Origin of the sequence: Paenibacillus silvestris (genome assembly GCF_009882985.1) — a bacterium.
Classification (GTDB): Bacteria; Bacillota; Bacilli; order Paenibacillales; family NBRC-103111; genus Paenibacillus_E; species Paenibacillus_E silvestris.
In genome coordinates this window covers 41,107-63,043 of record NZ_WTUZ01000035.1, presented here as the reverse complement: position 1 = coordinate 63,043, position 21,937 = coordinate 41,107, and the positions used below count along the sequence as shown (strand labels likewise).

At 46.3% G+C, this 21,937-nt stretch carries 21 protein-coding genes; 20 read left to right on the top strand and 1 reads right to left on the bottom strand.

Features of this window, described 5'->3' with window-relative positions; translation table 11 throughout:
* Nucleotides 1-5 precede the first annotated feature (5 nt).
* The 20 genes from fliS (at nucleotide 6) to argH (ending at nucleotide 20,974) form a co-directional block, all read left to right on the top strand.
* A complete protein-coding gene (gene fliS / locus GQF01_RS27180; RefSeq protein ID WP_161410088.1) occupies nucleotides 6-386 on the top strand; it encodes a flagellar export chaperone FliS in 381 nt (126 codons plus the stop codon).
* 12 nt (nucleotides 387-398) lie between these two features.
* Nucleotides 399-773, top strand: a complete 375-nt coding sequence (locus GQF01_RS27175) for a hypothetical protein (RefSeq protein WP_161410087.1) — start codon at nucleotides 399-401, stop codon at nucleotides 771-773.
* A gap of 34 nt (nucleotides 774-807) precedes the next feature.
* Nucleotides 808-1,161, top strand: coding sequence for a flagellar protein FlaG (locus tag GQF01_RS27170; protein WP_161410086.1), 354 nt, complete (start codon nucleotides 808-810; stop codon nucleotides 1,159-1,161).
* A 55-nt stretch (nucleotides 1,162-1,216) separates the two neighbouring features.
* Complete coding sequence (pseG, locus tag GQF01_RS27165; protein WP_161410085.1) at nucleotides 1,217-2,317, top strand: UDP-2,4-diacetamido-2,4,6-trideoxy-beta-L-altropyranose hydrolase; 1,101 nt, start codon at nucleotides 1,217-1,219, stop codon at nucleotides 2,315-2,317.
* A 22-nt stretch (nucleotides 2,318-2,339) separates the two neighbouring features.
* Entirely contained in the window at nucleotides 2,340-2,885 is a 546-nt protein-coding gene (gene pseH, locus GQF01_RS27160) for a UDP-4-amino-4,6-dideoxy-N-acetyl-beta-L-altrosamine N-acetyltransferase (RefSeq protein ID WP_202556738.1), read from the top strand.
* A 45-nt stretch (nucleotides 2,886-2,930) separates the two neighbouring features.
* Nucleotides 2,931-3,983 carry a pseudaminic acid synthase gene (gene pseI / locus GQF01_RS27155; protein ID WP_161410110.1) on the top strand — a complete coding sequence of 351 codons (1,053 nt, stop codon included), beginning with the start codon at nucleotides 2,931-2,933 and terminating at the stop codon, nucleotides 3,981-3,983.
* A gap of 57 nt (nucleotides 3,984-4,040) precedes the next feature.
* Nucleotides 4,041-4,979, top strand: a complete 939-nt coding sequence (locus GQF01_RS27150) for a dTDP-glucose 4,6-dehydratase (protein WP_161410083.1) — start codon at nucleotides 4,041-4,043, stop codon at nucleotides 4,977-4,979.
* Between the two features lie 70 nt (nucleotides 4,980-5,049).
* A complete protein-coding gene (gene pseC / locus GQF01_RS27145) occupies nucleotides 5,050-6,261 on the top strand; it encodes a UDP-4-amino-4,6-dideoxy-N-acetyl-beta-L-altrosamine transaminase (protein WP_235960539.1) in 1,212 nt (403 codons plus the stop codon).
* A 418-nt stretch (nucleotides 6,262-6,679) separates the two neighbouring features.
* Nucleotides 6,680-6,877 (top strand): cold shock domain-containing protein, encoded by a 198-nt coding sequence (locus GQF01_RS27140; RefSeq protein ID WP_028556842.1) that lies wholly within the window; start codon nucleotides 6,680-6,682, stop codon nucleotides 6,875-6,877.
* 168 nt (nucleotides 6,878-7,045) lie between these two features.
* Entirely contained in the window at nucleotides 7,046-7,600 is a 555-nt protein-coding gene (gene hpf / locus GQF01_RS27135; protein ID WP_161410081.1) for a ribosome hibernation-promoting factor, HPF/YfiA family, read from the top strand.
* A 250-nt stretch (nucleotides 7,601-7,850) separates the two neighbouring features.
* Complete coding sequence (gene secA / locus GQF01_RS27130; protein ID WP_161410109.1) at nucleotides 7,851-10,370, top strand: preprotein translocase subunit SecA; 2,520 nt, start codon at nucleotides 7,851-7,853, stop codon at nucleotides 10,368-10,370.
* A gap of 67 nt (nucleotides 10,371-10,437) precedes the next feature.
* Nucleotides 10,438-11,557, top strand: a protein-coding gene (gene prfB / locus GQF01_RS27125) for a peptide chain release factor 2 (RefSeq protein WP_161410080.1) whose coding sequence is annotated in 2 segments (ribosomal slippage) — nucleotides 10,438-10,509 and nucleotides 10,511-11,557 — 1,119 coding nt in all. Because the reading frame shifts where the segments join, the coding sequence is not laid out codon by codon here.
* A gap of 90 nt (nucleotides 11,558-11,647) precedes the next feature.
* Nucleotides 11,648-12,517, top strand: coding sequence for a YitT family protein (locus tag GQF01_RS27120; protein WP_328803547.1), 870 nt, complete (start codon nucleotides 11,648-11,650; stop codon nucleotides 12,515-12,517).
* Between the two features lie 368 nt (nucleotides 12,518-12,885).
* Nucleotides 12,886-13,935, top strand: a complete 1,050-nt coding sequence (gene argC, locus GQF01_RS27115) for an N-acetyl-gamma-glutamyl-phosphate reductase (RefSeq protein ID WP_161410079.1) — start codon at nucleotides 12,886-12,888, stop codon at nucleotides 13,933-13,935.
* Between the two features lie 29 nt (nucleotides 13,936-13,964).
* Nucleotides 13,965-15,188, top strand: a complete 1,224-nt coding sequence (gene argJ / locus GQF01_RS27110) for a bifunctional glutamate N-acetyltransferase/amino-acid acetyltransferase ArgJ (RefSeq protein WP_407945427.1) — start codon at nucleotides 13,965-13,967, stop codon at nucleotides 15,186-15,188.
* Between the two features lie 44 nt (nucleotides 15,189-15,232).
* Entirely contained in the window at nucleotides 15,233-16,003 is a 771-nt protein-coding gene (gene argB / locus GQF01_RS27105; RefSeq protein ID WP_161410107.1) for an acetylglutamate kinase, read from the top strand.
* Nucleotides 16,004-16,024: 21 nt separating this feature from the next.
* A complete protein-coding gene (locus GQF01_RS27100) occupies nucleotides 16,025-17,221 on the top strand; it encodes an acetylornithine transaminase (protein ID WP_161410077.1) in 1,197 nt (398 codons plus the stop codon).
* 28 nt (nucleotides 17,222-17,249) lie between these two features.
* Nucleotides 17,250-18,209 carry an ornithine carbamoyltransferase gene (gene argF, locus GQF01_RS27095; RefSeq protein WP_161410076.1) on the top strand — a complete coding sequence of 320 codons (960 nt, stop codon included), beginning with the start codon at nucleotides 17,250-17,252 and terminating at the stop codon, nucleotides 18,207-18,209.
* 34 nt (nucleotides 18,210-18,243) lie between these two features.
* Nucleotides 18,244-19,482 carry an argininosuccinate synthase gene (locus GQF01_RS27090; RefSeq protein WP_161410075.1) on the top strand — a complete coding sequence of 413 codons (1,239 nt, stop codon included), beginning with the start codon at nucleotides 18,244-18,246 and terminating at the stop codon, nucleotides 19,480-19,482.
* Between the two features lie 76 nt (nucleotides 19,483-19,558).
* Complete coding sequence (gene argH / locus GQF01_RS27085) at nucleotides 19,559-20,974, top strand: argininosuccinate lyase (RefSeq protein WP_161410074.1); 1,416 nt, start codon at nucleotides 19,559-19,561, stop codon at nucleotides 20,972-20,974.
* Nucleotides 20,975-21,049: 75 nt separating this feature from the next.
* On the opposite strand, the gene GQF01_RS27080 is transcribed toward argH, so the two are convergent.
* Entirely contained in the window at nucleotides 21,050-21,937 is an 888-nt protein-coding gene (locus GQF01_RS27080) for a DUF4097 family beta strand repeat-containing protein (protein WP_161410073.1), read from the bottom strand.

Below are 21,937 nucleotides of genomic sequence, written 5' to 3'. Positions count from 1 at the left end.
ACACGATGATTCAACCAGCAGCTAACAGTTACAAACAAAACCAAGTCGATACGTCCTCGCCCGAAGAACTTACTCTTATGCTTTATGGTGGAGCGATTACTTTTTTGAAGAAGTCTAAACAAGCAATCTCAGATAAAAATATGAATAAAGCTCACCAATTTATAACGCGTGTACAGGATATTATCGATGAATTAATTATTACTCTAGATAGAAAATACCCTATTGCCGCACAATTATTAGCGCTGTATGAATACCTGAAAAGAAGACTCATCGAAGCTAACATTTCGAAAGACGTGGCAATTTTGGATGAGGTTGAAGGGTTTCTTATGGAGTTTCGTGATACATGGAAACAAGCAATAACATTAGCTAGAAGTCAAAGAGGTTAGGACGTACAAGTTATGGAACTAATAGAGAATTTGTTCCAACAATTAATCAATAAGTCAGAAGATCTTCTGAGGATATTTAAAACACCTCCACTGCCTGAGGATTTTAATGAAGTGGATCATTTATTTGCAAGCCGAGATGAGCTGTTGGAGCAACTTGAGCAGCATCTTCAACGTACTGCAGAAGTCAAACAGTTTACGCACATATACAACGCATGGCAAACAATTGAACTAGAATTACGAACTATTGTCCAGAACACGATGCAAGAGTTGGATTTGAAAGTTAAAGCAGCTAAGAATCTCCACTCCCAAGCCCAAACAAATTCTAATAAATACGATTCTTATTTAAAACAAATGCCGTATGGAGCATTCCTTGATAAAAAAAGATGAATGCTCTCGGTGAATCGGCAGAAGAGGGGATATCATGGAGATTCAGGCGGTTAATGAAAATTCCGCTTTACGGGAAAAAGTTACAACTACAACTGGTGAAAAGAAAGTAGTTGAACCAAAGGAACATAAAATTGCAGTAGACAAGCAACAAGAGCGTGTCTATAGCAAAGATGAAGTTACTAAGGAAGTAGAGGGTTTAAACAAGTGGTTAGATTTAAAAAACTCTCACTTGAAGTTTGTTTTACATGATAAGCTTAACGAATATTACGTTCAAATTGTTGATGATAGCTCTAATGAAATAGTGAAAGAGATCCCTTCCAAGAAGGTCATGGATGCGGTTGCTGCTTTTAGAGAAAATCTTGGTATAATAGTAGATAAAAAAATATAGGCCCCCTGAATGGCGGGTTTTTTTCTTTCTGTCATGTAGGAGAGGATTTGGTTTTGTGCAAGTGGCAATTAGGGTTGACTCATCCGTTCAAATAGGAACGGGGCACGTAATGAGATGCTTGACCTTAGCAAGTAGGCTACGGCAATATGGTGTGTCCGTAGAATTCATTTGTCGCGAGCTAACTGGTAATCTATGTGATCTCATTCAGAATCAAAGCTTTATTGTGCATCGACTACCTCCTTCTTCTAATCTGATCGTAGGAGTAAATTATGATCAATGGTTAGGTACAAGCTGGGAAATTGACAGTGCTGAGACTATTCGAGTAATAAGATCGGCTGACACAGAGTTTGATCTTATAATTGTTGATCACTATGCGATAGACTGGCGTTGGGAAAGCCGAATTCGACCGTTCATACCTCGAATGATGGCAATTGATGATTTGGCCAATCGCATGCACGATTGTGATCTATTACTTGATCAGAATTTGTATGATAATATGCATACACGATATCTGGATCTGGTTCCTGAGAAATGCACTCAATTGCTCGGACCTAGATATGCTTTATTACGCGAAGAATTTATAGAAGCGCAGAAGACTCCTCGAGTAAGGGATGGGGATGTCCAAAGAGTGTTTGTTTTTTTCGGAGGTAGTGATCCGACCAACGAAACAGAAAAAGCATTAGAAGCCATCAAACTGCTGAACCGTACTGAGCTTATTGTCGATGTCGTGGTAGGAAGCACAAATCCGAACAGAGATCGAATTTGTGAGTTATGTTCCCACATCACAAATGTGCACTTTTATTGTCAGATCAGTAATATCTCCGACCTGATGGTAGAAGCAGATCTGGCCATTGGAGCAGGTGGGACTAGTACTTGGGAGAGGTGCTCCGTTGGTTTACCAGCATTAACTGTAACAACAGCCGAGAATCAAGTCGAGGTAACGGATGCTGTTGCTAAGACAGGAGCTATTCATCATTTGGGTTTCTACCGGGATGTTAGCCCGCAATCGATAGCGGAGGGACTTCAGCATCTGTTGCAAATGCCTGGGCTTTTAGTAAGTATGAGTCGCATGAGCACACAAATTATGGGTAATTTAAAGGCAGCGGGCTCGAATCGCATAGCTGAGATCATTTTAGCTGGAGAAGTTACAAGTTAATAGCCGATTGCGAGGAATAGCCATGCATCCATTTGACTCATATCATATTCGTCCTATGAGGGAAGATGATCTTCCATTCGTATTAGAGTGGCGAAATTCAGAACGTATTCGTAAAAATATGTATTCAGAGGCACTGATTAGCTGGGAGAATCATTGCTCGTGGTTTTCGAGTATTCAAAACAAAGAATCCATTCAATGTTATATTGTTGAGCGCCTTGAAAGACCTATTGGTGTTGTAAACTTTACGGAGATTAATCGCACTCACCATACATGTAAATGGGGATTCTATGTAGGAGATACCGAAGCGCCACGCGGAAGCGGCACGGCTTTGGGGTTTCTTGGGCTAGTTGAGGCGTTTGAACATTTACATATTCGTAAATTGTGTGCTGAAGTAATTTCGTTTAATGAAGCCAGCATTCGATTTCATAAGAAATTAGGGTTTATTCAGGAAGGTAATTTACAACGTCATATTTGGAAAAATAATAAGTACGAAAATATTGTGCTCTTTGCCAATTTTTCAGATCAATGGCCCGCATTAAAGGAACAGCTTTGGATTTCATACTTTTAAGAGGAACGACATTTATCACAAACAGCGGGGTGCGTTATCGTGCAAATTCCTGAAATTAAAATTGGAGACCGAAAAATTGGTCACAATCACCAGCCATTCATCATTGCAGAAATGTCGGGCAACCACAATCAGTCGTTAGAACGTGCACTTGAAATTGTCGAGGCGGCTGCAAAGGCCGGTGCCCATGCCTTGAAAATTCAAACGTATACAGCAGATACAATGACAATTGAATCAGATCAACCTGATTTTTTTATAAACGATGCCGAGAGTTTATGGAAAGGACAGTCTCTCTACACGCTATACCAACAAGCCCATACCCCGTGGGAATGGCATAAAGCCATTTTCGAGCGCTGCACAGAGTTAGGTATGATTGGATTTAGCACACCGTTTGATGAGACCGCTGTTGATTTCCTCGAGTCATTAGAAGTAGCGTGCTATAAAATAGCCTCGTTTGAGAATACAGATCTACCACTTCTTCGAAAAGTAGCTTCTACAGGCAAACCGATTATTGCTTCAACGGGTATGGCCAGTGTTGCTGAGCTGGATGAGTTGGTGAAAACTGTTCGTGAGGCAGGATGCAAAGATTTAGTTTTGTTAAAATGTACTAGTTCCTATCCAGCATCGCCTGAAAATTCTAATATAAGAACAATTCCGCATCTACAACAGCTATTTAACGTTCAAGTTGGCTTATCTGACCATACGTTAGGAGTTGGTGTAGCTGTAGCAAGTGTTGCATTGGGTGCGACAGTGATTGAGAAGCACTTCACACTAAGCCGGGCAGACGGAGGAGTAGACAGTGCTTTCTCCCTAGAGCCAGCAGAAATGTCTAGTTTGCTGCTAGAAACAGAGCGTGCTTGGCAGGGTCTAGGCGTTATTTCGTATGGTGTTGGCGAGAAAGAGAAGAACTCCTTGAAGTTCCGTCGTTCCTTATATGTGGTGAAAGATATTCAAGCTGGAGAGGTATTTACGTCAGATAACTTGCGAGTTATTCGACCCGGATTAGGGCTTCCGCCCAAATATTTAGATTTACTTTTGGGTAAGAAGGTAAATAAGGATATTGCAAGGGGTACGGCAGTCACTCTGGATATGATTTTATAATCGAAAAGAAATACTCTTTTACATAATGAGTTTTTTACTAGAGAGGACGAAATAAAGATGAACGTTTTGGTAACTGGCGGTGCCGGCTTTATTGGCAGATGGGTTGTAAAAAGGTTATTAGATGACGGTCAACGTGTTTGGGTCTTGGATGATTTATCGAATGGAGAAGAGTCCAACATTGCTGAGTTCACCTCTCATCCTGGTTTTCAACAATTCGTACATGGCGATATTAAGAGTGAAGAAACACTTAGTCAATTATTTGAACATAAATTTGATGTTTGTTATCATCTTGGAGCGAGCATTAATGTTCAGGATAGCATAGATGATCCGCGGACAACTTTTAATAATGATACGTTAGGAACTTTTTTTGTACTAGAACAATGCCGCAAACATAAAGTGAAGATTGTTTTCATGAGCACTTGTATGGTTTATGATCGTTGTCTAGATGAAAGCGGAATTTCGGAAACGCATCCGATTAAACCGGCTTCACCTTATGCAGGTGCTAAAATTGCAGCAGAAAATATGGTATTGTCCTATTTCTATGCCTATGATCTACCTGCGGTTGTGGTTCGTCCATTTAATACATATGGTCCTTATCAAAAGTTTGGCGGTGAGGGTGGAGTAGTTGCCATTTTCATTAAGAAAAAACTGATGGGTGAAAATCTAAATATCTATGGTGAGGGAACACAAACTCGGGATTTATTATATGTAGACGATTGCGCGAGGTTTGTTGTAGAAGCAGGATATTCGAATACAGTTGATGGACATATCGTAAATGCTGGTCTTGGCTACGATATTTCGGTAAATGATTTAGCTAAGCAAATCGTCGGCGATGAAAGTCGAATTAAGCATGTAGAGCACATTCATCCACAAAGTGAAATTCAGAAGCTTCTCTGTAATTCTGCTAAAGCCAAGCAATTGCTTGGTTGGGAGCCGAAAACTACGTTAGCAGAAGGATTGAAATTAACAGAAGAATGGATCAAGACTACTTTGTAGGGTAAAGAGAGCTGGAGTGTGGTTACAAACTGCACTTCAGCTTATTTCATAAATATTGGAGATGATCTGCTTGGTACAAACATCAAACGACCAGTTAGCTATTCTTGGAGGCCAACCAACTAGAAGTGAGCTTCTGCCATATGGCCGGCAGTGGATTGACGATACAGACATTGAGAGTGTAATTCAAACACTAAAATCCCCTTTTCTAACGCAAGGACCAAGAATTAAAGAATTTGAGAATTCGGTTGCGCAGTATGTGGGAGCTAAATATGCTGTTTCTTTCTCCAATGGTACAGCCGCTCTCCATGGGGCTTGCTTTGCTGCAGGCATTGGCGAAGGCGATGAGGTTATAACAACACCAATGACCTTTGCAGCAAGCGCAAACTGCGTGAGATATTGTGGTGGGACCGTGGTTTTTGCTGATATTGAGTCAGATACTTATAATATTGATAAATTTAAGATTAAATCCTTATTAACTCCAAAAACAAAAGCTATCATACCTGTTGATTTTACGGGCCAGCCTGCGGATATGGATGAGATTATGGAGCTTGCCCGAGATCGGAATTTGGTTGTCATTGAAGATGCAGCACATTCCCTTGGCGCAGATTATAAAGGGCGTAAAGTTGGCTCTATCGCGGATATGACGATGTTTAGCTTTCATCCAGTGAAACATGTTACTACTGGCGAAGGGGGGATAATTACAACGAATTCTCTTGAGTATTATGAGAAACTTCTTTTATTCCGAAGCCATGGGATTACAAGGGACAAAGATTTACTTGAACATAAGAATGAAGGCGACTGGTACTATGAGATGCATGAATTGGGATTCAATTATCGAATAACGGATATCCAGGCTGCATTAGGGAGCTCGCAATTAAGTAAATTAGACGGTTTTGTAGCAAGAAGGAAAGCAATTGCTCAGCAATACAACGAGGCTTTTGCTATGAATGCTACACTTATTACTCCTTTCCAAAAGTCTGATCGGGAATCGAGTTGGCATCTCTATATCATTCAACTTAAACTTGACGAACTTAAAGTGGGAAGAAAAGAAGTGTTTGATGCATTGCGTAAAGAGAATATTGGCGTGAATGTTCACTATCTCCCAGTTCATTATCACCCTTATTATAAAAATCTTGGATACGAGAAAGGGATTGCAGATGTGGCGGAGACCCTATATCAAGGGATTATTTCACTTCCGTTGTTTCCCGCGATGTTAGATTCGGATATTCAGGATGTAGTAAATGCAGTTGAGAAAGTGCTAGGTTACTATCGTAGAACTTAAAAATAAAGTAAAGAAGAACCTTTTGCCGCGGCAGAAGGTTTTTGACTTATTAACGCTTTCCTACCGCTTTCACATCAGAATTGTGGACAAGCAAATGGATGAAAGACCTCATTGTGTACAAACCACACACAACGAGCCCAACTTATCCATAAATCACACACAGAAGACTGTGGATAATGTGCATAGATTTGTGGATAACTTTGTGAATAAATCGTAAAAACACTGGACACGACAGGATTCTACAAAATCTGCAGTTATCCACGACTTGTATATACCCGAATTTTCAAAAAATTTACTTGATAGGTAAGTTTCAAATTGACAGGTCAAGCAAGAGGGTGTTATAGTCAAAAAGTAAGGGCTTACATTATTCATTTGCTTATGATTTTTCATTTTCCAAAACGAAGGGAATGTGTGCGTTATGCAAGGTAAAGTGAAATGGTTCAACGCAGAAAAAGGCTATGGTTTCATCGAGCGTGAAGATGGTGGAGACGTATTCGTGCATTTCTCAGCTATTCAATCCGAAGGATTCAAAACGCTGGACGAAGGTCAAGCAGTTGAGTTTGACATCGTAGAAGGCGCACGTGGTCCGCAAGCAGCTAACGTTAGCAGACTATAATCATTCGGCATGAATTGTGCCGCTAGTATATACACCTACGAACATGCACACCTTGGGAGTCATCCCGGGGTGTTTTTTTGCGTATACATATTATGCTCGGAATTTAAAGGAATTATGAAGATGGGGTGGAATGTAGTATACTGTAAGTAGGAAGGGAGATGTTTAACTATGATCATTAGCATTCGCGGAGAACACCTTGAAGTAACTGAGGCCCTCAGGGACTATGTCGAGAAAAAATTAAACAGACTAGATAGGTACTTTGAAGCTCCCCTTACATCCGATGTACAAGTAAAGCTAAGTGTGGTTAAAGATTTGCAAGCCATCGAGGTGGCCATTCCCCTAACAGGCGTGCTGCTAAGAGCAGAGGAACGCAATTCGGACATGTATGCTTCGATTGATTTGGTTGTGGACAAGTTAGAGCGCCAAATCCGCAAGCATAAAACAAGAACCAACCGCAAAATTCGCGAAGAAGGCGGCAAGCGTGATTTGTTCAAAATGGAAACATCACCTGTCACTTTTGTGGAAGAGGAAGAAGACTTTGAATTGGTCCGCAACAAACGCTTCGATTTGAAGCCGATGGACGTTGAGGAAGCGATTTTGCAAATGAATTTGGTTGGTCACAGCTTCTTTGTTTTCTCCAATATGGACACAGATTCTGTTAATGTAGTCTACAAACGTAACGACGGCAAGTACGGATTAATCGAGCCTGCTATTTACAAATAAAATAAATATACACAAGAGCTTGATTCGATTCTGTCGAATTAGGCTCTTTTCTATTGATAAGCTATGTAGATCCGTTAATTTGGATGCATGCATTTCGGACAACGATTCAATACTATAGAAATAAGTTAAAACGTGAAACTTTTATCGGTTATGGACAGTTTATATGGATGTAGATACAGGGTTTGTTGCGACAGAGCGGTCAAAGGTGGTACAATTTGAGGATACGAATGCAATAGAAAGGGGTTCACCGATGCTAGGACTAGTGAAGAAGATTTTTGGTGATTCCAATGAACGGGAAGTTAAACGGATGTTAAAGACCGTTGATTATATCAACGAGCTTGAGGCGACTATTACGCCGTTATCCGAAGGACAGTTAAGAGCGAAGACTGTTGAGTTCCGTGAACGCTTGGAGAAGGGCGAGGAGCTAGATGATTTGCTTCCTGAGGCTTTTGCAGTAGTCAGAGAAGCAGCTAGACGTGTATTGGGTAAACGTCATTACGACGTTCAACTTATCGGGGGTATGGTGCTGCACGAAGGTCGTATCGCCGAGATGAGAACAGGGGAAGGGAAAACGTTAGTTGGAACACTTCCTGTTTATTTAAATGCATTGTTGGGCAAAGGCGTGCACGTGGTAACCGTCAATGACTATTTGGCACAACGTGATAGCGGCGAAATGGGTCAGATCTATGAGTTCCTTGGCCTGTCGGTCGGGGTAAATCTGCATGAACTTTCTCATGAGGAAAAGCAAGCAGCTTATGCCTGTGATATTACGTATGGTACGAATAACGAATATGGTTTCGATTACCTGCGCGATAACATGGTGCTCTACAAAGAGCAGATGGTTCAGCGTCCACTTTATTATGCGGTTATCGATGAAGTTGACTCCATCCTAGTCGATGAAGCTAGAACACCTCTTATTATTTCGGGACAAGCTGCCAAATCAACAGACATGTATTATTCAGCGGACCGTTTTGTTTCCAACTTGAAAATAGATGAGGATTACACGATTGATATTAAAGTGCGTTCCGTGGCTCTTACGGAAGAAGGGGTTGCGAAAGCAGAGCGCGCATTCGGCATTGAGAACTTATTTGATCATCAGAATGTGAATATTAATCACCACGTAACCCAAGGGCTTAAAGCGCGTTTCATCATGAAACGTGATGTGGACTACGTCGTGCAAGAAGACGAAGTTATGATTGTCGATGAATTTACGGGCCGTATTATGACAGGCCGTCGCTATAGTGATGGGCTGCACCAAGCTATTGAGGCCAAAGAGCAGCTGCAAGTTCAGAATGAAAGCATGACATTGGCGACAATTACGTTCCAGAACTATTTCCGTATGTATCGCAAACTTGCGGGTATGACAGGTACGGCCAAGACAGAAGAAGAAGAACTTAAGAAAATTTACGGGCTTGAGGTTGTCATTGTTCCGACCAACCGTCCTATGATTCGTAAAGATATGCCGGACGTGGTATATAAATCGGAAAATGGGAAGTTTAGGGCTGTAGTTGAGCAAATTGTGGAGAAACACAAAATCAATCAACCAGTTCTTGTCGGTACAGTCTCGATTGAGAACTCCGAAATTCTTTCCGAGATGCTCAAGAAGAAAGGCATTCAACATAAGGTTCTCAATGCGAAGTACCATGCGGAAGAAGCTGAAATTGTATCACGTGCGGGGCAACCTGGCGCTGTAACGATTGCTACGAATATGGCGGGACGCGGTACGGACATTATGCTTGGCGACGGCGTACATGATAACGGTGGACTGCATATTATAGGTACGGAGCGTCATGAAAGCAGACGAATTGATAACCAGCTGCGTGGTCGTGCAGGCCGTCAAGGTGACCCTGGTTCATCGCAATTCTACCTTTCCCTAGAAGATGAATTGATGAAACGATTCGGCGCTGAAAATATTATGGCGATGATGGACCGTCTTGGGATGGAAGAAGATCAGCCGATCGAGAGCAAATTGATCTCGCGTGCCGTTGAATCGGCACAGAAACGTGTGGAGGGCAACAACTTCGACGTTCGTAAAGTGGTCCTTCAGTATGATGATGTAATGAACCAACAACGTGAAATTATTTATAAACAGCGCCGCGAGCTGCTGGAATCCGAAAATATCCGCGAAGTCATCGAGGGTATGATAAACGCAGTGATCGAGCGTGTCGTGAAAGCACACTGTCCGGAAGAGCAAATCCCGGAAGAGTGGGAGCTTCAAGAGGTCGCGAATTTCGTGAACAACAACTTCCTACAGGAAGATGCACACATTAGCGACCAAACGATTTGGGGTAAAGAGCAAGAAGAGATCATCGAGCTTATCAAAGATCTTGTCAGCAAACGCTATGACGAGCGTGAAGAAGAGATCGGACCTGAATTCATGCGTGAATTCGAGAAGGTTGTTGCGCTTCGTGCTGTAGATAGCAAATGGATGGACCACATTGATGCGATGGATCAACTGCGCCAAGGTATCCACCTACGCGCATACGGCGGTACAGATCCGCTTCGTGAGTACCAGTTCGAAGGCTTCGAGATGTTCCAAGAGATGATTGAGAACATTCGCGAAGAAGTTGCGATGTACATCATGAAAGCTCATGTTCAAAGCAACCTGGAGCGTCAAGCCGTAGCCGAAGGGCAAGCGGTTGATACGAAGAATGAAGCTGTCGGCAAGAAGCCGGTCGTGCGCGACGAAGAGCAACGTATCGGACGTAACGACCCATGCCCATGTGGCAGCGGTAAAAAGTTCAAACAGTGCCACGGACAAGGCAGCTAAGAGAAGCTAAGCGGAGCTTGGCTTGATCCGGTGAGTAGGGGCACAAGAGAATAAAGAGGTGTAAGACATGCTGGAACCAGAAGTGAAACAGGATTTAAGAGAGACAGCAAAGCGACTAACCGAATTACGGGGGTCTCTTTGACTTAGATCATAAGCTGGAAGCAATCGGCGATTTCGAGGAGAAGATGGGGGCACCGGACTTCTGGGACGATAACGAACGCGCCCAGAAGACCATCTCCGAGCTCAACGTGATCAAGAGCGTGGTGGATCAGTTTCAAGGCTTCTCGAACGAGTTTGATGACCTGCAGGTCATGGTCGAACTCGAGGAAGAGGAAAGCGATGCTGACTTGGCGAAGGACATTGAGAAAGGCATCGCGGCCTTAAAGACCAAACTCGAAAGTTTCGAGCTTGGCCTGTTACTGAATCAGCCGTATGACCGGTTGAATGCAATTCTAGAGCTGCATCCAGGCGCGGGCGGCACGGAGTCGCAGGACTGGGCGGAGATGCTGCTGCGCATGTATCGCCGCTGGGCAGAGAAGCAGGGCTACAAAGTCGAGGTGCTCGACTATTTGCCCGGCGACGAAGCCGGCGTGAAGAGTGTCACGCTGCAGATCACGGGCTTCAACGCCTACGGCTACTTGAAGGCGGAGAAGGGCGTGCACCGACTCGTGCGGATTTCGCCGTTTGACGCATCAGGCAGACGCCACACATCTTTCGTGTCTTGCGACATCATGCCGGAGATCGAAGATGATACGGAAGTGGAGATCCGCACAGAGGATCTCAAAGTCGATACGTATCGGGCGAGCGGCGCCGGCGGTCAGCACATTAACACCACGGATTCGGCCGTGCGGATTACGCACATGCCGACTGGGGTCGTGGTGAGCTGTCAACAGGAGCGTTCGCAGATCAAGAACCGCGAGAAAGCGATGAAAATGCTACGCTCCAAGTTGTACGAGAAGAAGATCGAAGCGCAAATGAAGCATCTAGCTGAGATTCGCGGCGAGCAGTCCGAAATTGGCTGGGGAAGCCAAATTCGTTCTTATGTCTTCCATCCATACAGCATGGTGAAGGATCACAGGACATCGGCAGAAACAGGGAATGTTGGCGCCGTTATGGACGGGGATCTCGATATGTTCATCGATGCTTACCTGCGTCATCAGATTCGCAAGCCAGACAACGCGGAGTAATGGATGCTAGAGGCATAACGCATAACAGAAGCAATTGACGATCATCCTACACCTAACAGGTGTAGGATTTTTTGTGAGAGGAGGCCTTTCGTGGCCAGAAGAGAACCGCTGATACGGATAGGAAGTCCTTCACATACCGTATTTGAATATGCTTTGCTAGTTATAGGCTCACTAATTATGGCAGCTAGTTTTAATTCCTTTTTGAATCCGAACAAGATTGCGACCGGTGGGGTTTCGGGGATTTCGACGGTGATTCAGCAGGTTTCAGGCTTAAATCCAGCGATCACGCAATGGGCGCTCAACATTCCGATTTTCCTCTTAGCGTTATGGCTGCTGGGAGGGCATTTCGGTGTGAAGGCGGCTGTGGGTTCGGTTATATTTCCGTTATGCGTACTGGTGACCAGCCATATAGGCGTGCCGACTCACAATCCTTTGCTCGCTGCCGTTTATGGCGGAATAGGCGTTGGATTGGGGCTAGGCATTGTTTTTCGTGGCCGCGGCTCAACAGGCGGGCTTGGATTAGCTGCGCAAATTTTACATAAGTACACAGGATTAAGTTTGGGCTTCTCTGTTGCGGTGTTTGACGGCCTGGTGATCATCTCCTCTGCGCTGGTGTTCACACCGGAGAACGCTTTGTATGGGATGATTGGCTTGTTCGTGACCACGAAAACGATCGATATCGTGCAGATCGGCTTCAATTATGCGAAAGTAGCGTTCATCATTTCAGACCATTCGGAGGCCATTCGCAAGGCTATTTTGTTTGATTTGGATCGGGGATTAACCGAGCTTAACGGATCCGGCGGATTTACTGGCGAGTCGCGGACGGTGATGATGGTCGTCGTGAAACAGAACGAGGTCAGTCGATTGAAGACGTTGGTCCAATCGGTGGACCCGCAGGCTTTTGTCATTCTGAGCGAAACCAATGAGGTGCTGGGCGAGGGATTTAAGCGGCATGCTTAGAAGCGTGGCTGGACTTAGCAAAAGAAGGACGTGCTTAGGCACGTCTTTTTTGATGTGAGAGGCAGCTTGGCAGCCTGAAAAGAATCACAACACACCACAAAAAAATGTTGCTTGTCGAGCGTTTATTTTGGGATAATATAACTGTTCGTTAGCTGAACCAAATGTCTATGCATATTATGAATTTTTTTCATCAGAAGGGCTGCTTGAAACGCATGGCAAGATTTTTGCCAAAAATGCTGAAAAACCCTTGATTCATATCGGATCTAAACGCATGTGCACGGAGAAAATTGGCGAAAAAAATTCATTGAATTATTATGTATATGACTGTATAATCATACATATATTTTCGGAGTAACGGGGGAATTCATATGAGTCATATCGTTAGAGCGGCTATTATTGGGGCAACAGGGTACGGTGGCGCGGAGGTTATTCGTCTTTTGCAGGCGCATCCTCTTGTGAAGATCACTTCGGTCATCTCGACGTCGAACGCGGGAGCTCCGCTTGCTGATCATTTTCCGCATTTGCAAGAAGTGGTTGTTGATATTCTAGATGAACTTGATGTGGATCTGATCGCAAGCAAAGCTGATGTCGTGTTCCTCGCAACACCTGCGGGCGTAAGTGCAGAGCTTTCACCGAAACTTTTGGCTGCTGGCCTGAAGGTTATTGATATTTCTGGGGATTTAAGATTGAAATCAAGCAGCGATTATGAAAAATGGTACAAAAAGAAACCGGCTTCCGAGGAAATCTTGGCGAAGTCGATCTATGCTCTGTCCGAAGTATTCGGGGATGAAGTGAAGGGCAGCGACTTGATCGCGAATCCTGGTTGTTACCCAACAGCAACGCTTCTGGGACTGATCCCAGCAGTGAAAGCAGGTTGGATTGATCCGTCTACGATCATCATTGATGCGAAATCAGGCGTTTCCGGTGCAGGACGCGGTGTTAGTCTAGGTGTGCATTACGCGGAAGTAAATGAGAATTTAAACGTGTATAAAGTGAATAAACACCAGCATATTCCTGAAATTGAGCAAGCGCTCAGTCGTGTAGCGGGTAAGCCAGTAGTGACGACATTCACGACACATCTTGTGCCGATGACACGCGGGATTATGTCCACAATGTACGCTACAGTGAATGGTGAGCATACGGCTGCAGATTTTATTGAACTCTATCGTCAATTCTATGAAGGCCGGAAGTTTGTGCGTATTCGTCAAGAAGGCAAGTTCCCTTCGACGAAGGAAGTATCCGGTTCTAATTACTGTGACATTGGTTTTTCCGTGGATGAGCGGACGGGTCGTGTAACGATTGTTTCCGTTATTGATAATGTCGTGAAAGGCGCTGCCGGGCAGGCCATTCAAAACTTGAACTTGATGTACGGTTGGGAAGAAACGACCGGATTGCTTTTTGCACCGGTATATCCATAAGAAGCGGGACATGTGAGGAGACGAGGATGTTGGATACAGTTAGTTTCACGGTGGTGCCTGAGGGCACAGTAACGACACCGAAAGGCTTTCGTGCAGGCGGCCTGCACTGTGGTTTAAAGAAGACTGAGCGCTTTGACTTAGGCGCTATCGTATGTGACGTGCCAGCAGCGGCTGCAGGCGTGTACACGCTGAACGCGTTTCAAGCTGCACCGCTGCGCGTAACGCAAGAGAGCATTGCTCAAGGCGGCAAGCTCCAAGCCATGATCGTGAACAGCGGCAACGCCAACGCATGCACAGGGCAGCAAGGCGAAGACGACGCGTACGCGATGCGTGCAGCCAGCGCGAAGGCGCTAGGCGTAGCTGAGCATCAAGTCGGCGTGACGAGCACAGGCGTAATCGGCGAGCTTCTGCCGATGGGCAAGGTGCTTGCGGGCATCGAACAGCTGCCGCAGCGCGTGAAAGAAGACGGAGGCGAAGACTTCTGCCAAGCGATCCTGACAACGGATCTCGTGCAGAAGATGACGTGTGTCCGTCTTGTAGTGGGCGGCAAAGAGGTTCACATTGCCGGGGCTGCGAAAGGTTCGGGGATGATTCACCCGAACATGGCGACAATGCTCGGTTTCATGACAACCGATGCACCGATCGAGAGCGAATACCTGCAGCAGCTGCTTAGCAGGATTACAGATAATACCTTCAACATGATCACCGTTGACGGAGATACCTCCACCAACGATATGGTCGTGGTGATGGCTAGCGGTTTGGCTGGCGGCGAGACGTTAACTCCGGAGCATCCGGATTGGGAAGCATTCGCAGCAGGTTTTCAATACGTTGGCGAGTATCTGGCCAAAGCGATTGCACGCGATGGCGAGGGAGCGACGAAGCTGATCGAGACGACGGTTATCGGCGCAGAGAGCGACGAAGCGGCTCGTAAGATCGTGAAGTCGATCATTGGATCGAGCCTTGTGAAGTCCGCTGTTTATGGCGCTGACGCGAACTGGGGCCGGATCATTGCAGCCGTCGGTTATTCGGGACAACCGGTGAATGTGAACACGGTCGATATTCGCTTGGGCGATATCGCAGTGCTTGAGCAATCACGTCCAGTGAAGTTCGATGAGGAAGCAGCGCTGGCGTATCTGAAAACAGATACCATTCAAATTCATGTGAATTTACATATGGGCACCGGCAAGGCAACGGGCTGGGGCTGCGATTTGACATATGATTATGTGCGAATCAATGCGGCTTACCGCACATAAGGAAGCAAAGGGGAACGAACGCAGTGAAGAACAATTGCTTTGTGATGAAATGCGGAGGCAGTACGCTTGCGGCGCTGCCTGCCAGCTTTTTTGAAGATATGCGTCAACTTCAGGAGGAAGGCATCGTAACGGTTATCGTGCACGGTGGCGGCCCCGCCATTTCCGAAACGCTTGGGAAGCTAGGCATCGAGTCTGGTTTCGTGAACGGTCTGCGGGTGACAACCGAAGCTGTGCTAGACGTTGTAGAAATGGTTCTTTCCGGACAGATCAACAAAGAGATCGTACGCCGCATTCAGTTAACAGGAGCAGCAGCACTTGGTTTGTCCGGTGTGGATGGACACTTGATTGAGGCGAGGCCAGTTGCGAACAGCCATGAAGTGGGTTTAGTCGGCGATGTGACGAGAGTGAATGCCGAACTGATTCGAGGCATCGTGAACATGGGCTACATTCCAGTTATTGCACCGGTTGGGCTTGGTGAAGATGGCGGACAGCGTTACAATATTAATGCGGATACAGCAGCAGGCGCCGTAGCCTCCCACCTTGGCGTGGAACAAATGGTTGTCGTGACAGATGTACCTGGCATCATGAAGACCGTAGATGGCGAGAAACAGGTGCTGCCGGTTGTGAGTGTTGCAGAAATTGAAGAGATGATTGCGAGTGGAGACATTTACGGCGGTATGATTCCGAAGGTTCGCGCAGCGATCGCTTGCATTCAAGGCAAGGTGCAGGAAGTTGTGATTGTGAACGGAGCGGAGCCGAATGTGCTTAGCAAAGTGCTGAAGGGCACGGGAATCGGTACAAGAATTGTACGATAACACTATAAGGAGGGAATGTACATGAGTGAAACGGGTAAAAGCTCGCTCTTTCCAACGTACGCCAGATATCCAATTACACTGGTGAAGGGGGAGGGCAGCCGACTATGGGACGATACAGGCAAGGAGTACATCGATTTGATGAGCGGAATTGCGGTAGCGAGCCTCGGACATGCGCCCAAAGAAGTGAAGGAGCAGCTTGTTCAACAGCTTGATCAGCTATGGCATGTAAGCAACCTTTTCCATATTCCGAATCAGGAAAAGCTAGCTTCTTTACTTACGGATAACAGCTGTGCGGATGCTGTGTTTTTCTGTTCCACAGGAGCAGAAGCGAATGAAGCCGCAATCAAGTTGGCGCGTCGCTACAACCAAAAGGTGCTGAACAATGGTCGGTACGAGATTATTACGTTCAACATGTCGTTCCACGGACGCACGCTGGCAACATTGACCGCTACGGGTCAAGAGAAAGTGAAGGAGGGCTTCCATCCGCTTCCTGAAGGCTTTGTTTATGCACCATATAACGATATCGAGGCTGTGCGCAGTCTTGTGAATGACAAAACATGTGCTATCATGCTGGAAATGGTACAAGGGGAAGGCGGCGTATTGCCGGCTGAACCGGAGTTCGTGAAACAATTGGCAGAGCTGTGCAAACAAGAAGGCCTGCTTTTGATAGCGGATGAAATCCAAACGGGTGTAGGGCGTACGGGCAAGCTTTTTGCTTACGAGCACTATGGTGTGGAGCCTGACATTTTTACATTGGCCAAAGGTTTGGGCGGCGGGTTCCCGATTGGCGCTATGCTGGGCAAAGCTTTCCTTGCTGAAGGATTTAATGCTGGCAGTCATGGTTCGACATTTGGCGGAACACCGATAGCGACGGCTGCAGGCTTTGCGGCTGTGGATACGATTCTTGCACAAAAGCTGCCAGAGCGCGCAGCGGAGTTAGGCGAGTATACGATCAAGACACTGGAAAGTAAGCTTGCTGGCAATCCGTTGATCGCGAAAATTCGCGGTATCGGGCTTTTGATCGGAATTGAGTGCACGCAGCCTGCAAGTGAAATGATTAGTGAAATTCATAAAAGAGGCGTGCTCGTTATTCCAGCTGGGCCGAACGTTATTCGTTTAGTGCCGGCCTTAAATATACCGCAAGAAGATTTGGATCAAGGGCTGGATATACTGTGCGCTGTCCTTGCAGAGAAAGCATCGACAATCAGCAGCATCTAGTGAAGTAACAGGAGAGAGGTTGAATGAAATGACAACTACCTTACAAGAAGAAATGGCTGCCCAGTTAAAGGGCAAAGATTTCCTTGCTTTGGCTGACTATACACCGGAAGAAATCGAATACTTAATTCACTACGGGATTGAGCTTAAGCGGAAGCAAAAGGCTAGAGAACCGCATGCGGTGCTTGCCGGCAAGACGCTCGGGATGGTTTTTGAGAAATCCTCGACGCGTACACGTGTTTCCTTTGAAGTGGGGATGTACCAACTGGGAGGTCAGGCTTTATTTTTGAGCAAAAACGACCTGCAGCTTGGACGCGGTGAAACGGTTTGGGATACCGCACAAACGCTGTCCCGTTACCTCGATGGCATTATGATTCGTACGTACGAACACCGTAAGGTGATTGATCTTGCACGTGGAGCGACGGTTCCGGTTATTAACGGACTGACGGATTATGCCCATCCTTGCCAGGTTATGGCGGATTACCAGACTGTTCTTGAGAAAAAGGGCCGTCTAAAAGGCATCAAAGTGGCTTACATTGGGGACGGCAACAACATGGTGCATTCCTTAATGGTAGGTGCAAGCAAATTAGGGATGGACTTCGCGATTGCTTCGCCTGAAGGCTATGACCCTGACCAAGAGGTTATTCAGAATTCCAAGGAGAATGCTGCGCATTACGGCGGCAGCGTACTTCTGACACGCGACCCTCGTGAAGCGATTGAGAATGCGGACATCGTCTACACGGATGTATGGGCGAGCATGGGCTTCGAGGCTGAGCAACAGCAGCGGGAGATTGCGTTCAAAAACTACCAAATCAACGAAGATCTAGTGAAATATGCGAAATCGGATTACTTGTTCATGCATTGCTTGCCTGCACACCGTGGGGAAGAAGTGAGCGAGGGCGTCATTGACGGCGCACATTCGATTATTTTCGACCAAGCAGAGAATCGTCTTCATGCGCAAAAGGCTATTATGGCCGCGACCATGATATAATAAATAGATTTAGGAAACGGAGAGATTAGTAGACATGGCTAAGGAAAAAATCGTTCTCGCTTATTCCGGCGGATTGGATACATCGGTTATTTTGAAATGGCTCAAGGAGACTTACGACGCCGAAATTATTGCTTTTACAGCGGATATTGGGCAAAAAGACGAGTTGGACGGTCTGGAGGAAAAAGCGCTTCAAACCGGCGCATCCAAAATCTACATCGACGACCTGCGTGACGAGTTCGCGAAGGATTTCATCAACCCGATGTTTCAAGCAGCGGCTTTGTATGAAGGGCAATACTTGCTCGGCACGAGCATTGCGCGTCCTTTGATCGCGAAGCGCATGGTTGAAATCGCTCGCGCAGAAGGCGCTACAGCGATTGCGCATGGCGCAACCGGCAAAGGGAATGACCAAGTGCGCTTCGAACTAACAGCTGCGGCGTTGGCGCCTGAGCTGTCTGTTATCGCGCCTTGGCGTTTGGAAGAATTCCGCGAGCAGTTCCCAGGCCGCGCAGAAATGATCGCGTATGCCGAGAAGCATGGCATTCCAGTAACAGCATCCGCTGCGAAGCCGTATTCGACGGATCGCAACCTGCTGCATATCTCTTTTGAGAGCGGCATGCTGGAAGATCCTTGGTTCGATGCAGCAGCTGACGACAACAAAGGGATGTACGTCCTAAGCGTTGCTCCGGAAGATGCACCAGATCAAGCTGAATACATCGAACTTGAGTTTGACAAAGGCGACTGCGTAGCCATCAACGGTGCGAAACTGACGCCGCTTCAAGTTATGGAAACATTGAATGAAATTGGCGGCAAGCATGGTATTGGCCGTGTAGATATGGTAGAAAACCGTTTCGTCGGCATGAAGAGCCGCGGCGTGTACGAAACTCCGGGCGGCACGATCCTGTTCACGGCTCACCGCAAAATGGAATCCCTAACGATGGACCGCGATGTCATGCACCTTCGTGATTCCCTGATCTCCAAATATGCAAGCCTTGTCTACAATGGCTTCTGGTTCGCTCCTGAGCGTTTGGCGATTCAAGCGCTTGTTGGCGAAAGCCAAAAGAACGTATCCGGTACAGTTCGCTTGAAATTGTACAAAGGCAACGTAATCGGAGCTGGCGTGAAAAGTCCAGTATCCTTGTACAATCCGGATATCGCGACGATGGAAGCTGATCCAACCAAAGCTTACGATCAAGGCGATGCGACTGGCTTCATTCACTTGAATGCTCTTCGTTTGAAAGTATCTTCAGGTGTTGAACAAAACGCTAAGAAGTAAGTTAACATAGGCTGTGAATCCGGGCTTTCCCTCGTGGAAAGCCTTTGGGCTGTAAAATAGAGAGGAGTGGATGCACGTGTCAAAGCTTTGGGGTGGAAGATTTACGAAGCAAACCGACCAATTGGTTGAAGAATATACAGCATCAATCACGTTTGATAAAGAGCTGGCCGAGGAAGATATTCAAGGCAGCTTAGCCCACGTGACGATGCTTGGGAAGTGCGGCATTCTTCCAGCGGATGATGTTGAGAAAATCAAGGATGGCCTCTATGCGGTTCAAGGCATGATTCGCCGCGGCGAGCTGGAATACACGATTCAAAATGAAGATATTCACATGAATATCGAGAAGACGCTGATCGATTTGATCGGTCCTGTTGGCGGCAAGCTGCATACCGGCCGCAGCCGTAATGATCAGGTGGCAACAGACATGCATCTATACCTGCGTAAACGGGTAGTTGAGTTTGTTGGACACCTTATCAAGCTGCAGGAAGCTCTTCTTGATCAAGCGAAGAAAAACATCGATACGATCATCCCAGGATATACGCATCTTCAGCGTGCGCAGCCGATTCTGTTCGCACATCACATGATGGCTTATGTCAGCATGTTTCAGCGCGATCTTGAGCGCTTGCAGGACAGCTACAAGCGCGTAGACATCCTGCCGCTAGGCGCTGGGGCGCTGGCCGGCACGACGTTCCCGATCGACCGCCATTTCGTGGCGGAGCAGCTCGGGTTCGGACGCGTGTACGAGAACTCCCTGGATGCGGTCAGCGACCGCGATTTCATCCTGGAGTTCCTCTCTAACGCGTCCATGATCATGATGCACCTTTCTCGTTTCAGCGAGGAAATGGTGCTCTGGTCTTCCACCGAGTTCGCGTTCGTTGAACTCGATGATGCTTTCTGTACCGGCAGCTCCATCATGCCGCAGAAGAAAAATCCGGACGTGGCGGAGCTCGTCCGTGGCAAAACTGGCCGCGTCTACGGCAACTTGTTCGGTCTGATGACCGTGCTGAAGTCGCTGCCGCTGGCGTACAACAAGGACATGCAGGAGGATAAGGAAGGCATGTTCGATACGGTTCGTACGCTGCAAGGCGCGCTTCAACTGTTCGCTCCAATGGTCGCTACCATGAAAGTGAACACGGATCGTATGAGACAAGCCGTAAACCAAGACTTCTCGAATGCAACGGATATCGCAGATTACCTTGTAAACAAGGGGCTGCCATTCCGTCAAGCGCACGAAGTCATCGGCAAAACGGTGCTGTACTGCATCCAGAACAAGAAATATTTGCTCGACATGAGCATCGAGGAGTTCAAAACATTCTCAACGCTGTTCGAGTCCGATATTTATGCTGTGCTGCAGCCTGAGCAAGTCGTTAATGCACGTAATGTTTACGGCGGAACGGCAAGTAATCAAGTGTTGGAAGCCATTGCTCGTGCTGAGCAGGTGTTGACACAGTCCAATGAGTGGTTGCAAACGTATTTAGAGAAAAGCAAATAAGTTTCCTTATATAAAAAAGCCTTCAACGCCATCCGATTGGATGGAATTGAAGGCTTTTTGCCGTTTATCTATCGTTTATCTGCCAGTGACCGAGATGTATCCGGTATCGACACGGATTTTCACTTTTTTGCTACCGTCTCCGAGGGTGCCTTTGGCCGTGTGGTGGTCTTCACGATCTACAGTGAGACCAGGCACTTCCAAATTAGCGCTGCCCGTATCGGCGCTTAGATCGAAGCTGACATTCTTAGGCGTTGGCTCTAACGTTAGGCGGACACTGCCTGTGTCGGATTCAAGGGAAACTGAATTGCCTATATCGCTCAATTTTGCCGTAATGCCACCTGTATCTGTCTTGATCTTGATATCTCCTTGCCCTTCTTGTATGTGAATATTCCCTGTATCTGCTTGGAGATTTAATTGCTTGCCTTCATAGCGGTCAAGTGAAATGTTACCTGTATCCGTGCTGACTGTTAGCTTCTCAGATTTGAGATCGTTGAAGTTGATATTACCTGTATCCGAAGTAACGGTGATGGCTTTGTACATTTTATCCGGCAGAGAGACCTCGGTTTTGAGCCCAAAGCCGCGGCCGGCGATCCAATTTTTGATCTCGGTAATATCAAAACCAAAATTAATATGATCATTTTCTTTTGTGCAAACATCAACGCGCCATACATTGTTTCCTTCTGTAGCTGCGTCTACCGTGCACTCGTTAGCAGTAGTTTCTCGCATCGTACCGACTAAGCGTACCTTAATTTCATCGCCGTTTGTTGGGACGAACGTGATACTCGAGTCATTATTTTGAAGGATGAGGGTGTCGATATTTGCCGCTGCAATCTTCTTCTCGATATTAATATTGGAGATCCCTGCATTCAGATCTAAACTTTTGAAGGAAACAGCCGCACCGATGAGTCCAACTGCCAGGCAGGTAAAGCCAGTTAGTAAGAAAAATTTATATCTGCTTTTCAC